Origin of the sequence: Cupriavidus lacunae (assembly GCF_003353055.1) — a bacterium.
Classification (GTDB): domain Bacteria; phylum Pseudomonadota; class Gammaproteobacteria; order Burkholderiales; family Burkholderiaceae; genus Cupriavidus; species Cupriavidus lacunae.
In genome coordinates this window covers 1-1387 of the sequence record NZ_QKWJ01000225.1, presented here as the reverse complement: position 1 = coordinate 1387, position 1387 = coordinate 1, and the positions used below count along the sequence as shown (strand labels likewise).

Sequence of the window (1387 nt, the reverse complement as noted above, 5' to 3'; positions counted from 1 at the left end):
TGACGGCGTGCGCGCGACCAGCCGCTATACCGTGGCTGCCGGTGATAAGGACGCAGTCCTGAATGTGATCGCCAAGGCCAAAGCACGCTGCCGGCTGACATCTGGGGTGGCGATCCGCAGTTGCTATGAGGCCGGCCGCGATGGCTTCTGGCTGCACCGCTGGCTCACGGAGCAGCGTATCCAAAACCTAGTGGTGGACTCGTCCAGTATTGAAGTCAACCGCCGCGCGCGACGCGCCAAGACCGATCGGCTCGACGGCGACAAGTTGCTCTCGATGTTGATGCGTTACCACGCGGGCGAGCGCCGGGTGTGGGCAGTCGCACGGGTACCAACTGAAGAGCAGGAAGATGACCGGCGTTTGCACCGCGAGCTCGGTCGGCTCAGACAGGAACGCACAGCCCACAGCAACCGTGTTCGATCGCTGCTGGTATTGCACAACCTGCGGGTCTCCCACATTGGTGACCGCTCCTGGAAGCAATGGTGGAACGCTCATGGCTCGCAACTGCCTGCTGCCTTGGCTGCCGAGATCGAGCGTGAAGTTGCAAGACTGGTGTTGGTAGTCACGCAGATCAAAACAATCGAAGCCCAGCAGCGCGAGAACGTGAAGGCTGGCACGCAGCCAGCCATCGCCTTGCTCGCGCGGCTTAGCGGGATCGGCGTGGGCAGCTCCTGGCTCCTGGTCAAGGAACTGTTTGGCTGGCGGCGCTTTCACAACCGGCGCGAAGTCGCAGGTTGCCTGGGACTGGCACCGACGCCTTACAGCAGTGGCCAAAGTGAGGTCGAGCAAGGCATCAGTAAGGCGGGCAACAAACGAGTGCGCTGGCTGATGATTGAACTGGCATGGAGCTGGCTACGCTACCAGCCAGCGAGTCAGCTCACGCGATGGTTCAATGAGCGCTTCGCGCCAGGCAGCAAGCGCATGCGCCGCGTCGGCATTGTCGCACTTGCGCGCCGACTAGCAATTGCCCTGTGGCGCTATCTTGAGCTCGGCGAAATTCCCACCGGCGCAAACCTCAAACCAATAGTAAGGTGATGCCCATCTAAGCATGGAGAGTAACGCCGGTAACGATAGCAAGGTCAGCGCGCCCGTAACAGACCCGGGCTACCCTCGCGGGTAGCCGTCATCCTAGATGGGGCGCGCAGGTAACAGGGGTAGTCCAAGCGCTTTGCGCATGTGGTATGTGGTGCCAGGCTCCCGCGCCCGGCACGGATAGAAGGTAGCCCGGAGGGCAATAGCCCGGGCATTGAGGCCCTGACCTCGATTTCGTGCCGCGTCAGTCCGCGAACGAAAAGTAATGGCTTGCAAGGAGAGAGTATCGCGCCAGACATTCCTATGCTGAAATCCAATACTGTAAGGGGGGTTGACACCCTCGCCCTCATAGAAGGG

Annotated in this window: 1 protein-coding gene; it reads left to right on the top strand. The window is 61.2% G+C overall.

What is annotated here, in order from left to right:
- Positions 1–1033 (top strand): IS110 family RNA-guided transposase (locus DN412_RS42810; RefSeq protein ID WP_115216989.1); only part of this gene is annotated, 1033 nt, incomplete at its 5' end.
- Positions 1034–1387 lie beyond the last annotated feature (354 nt).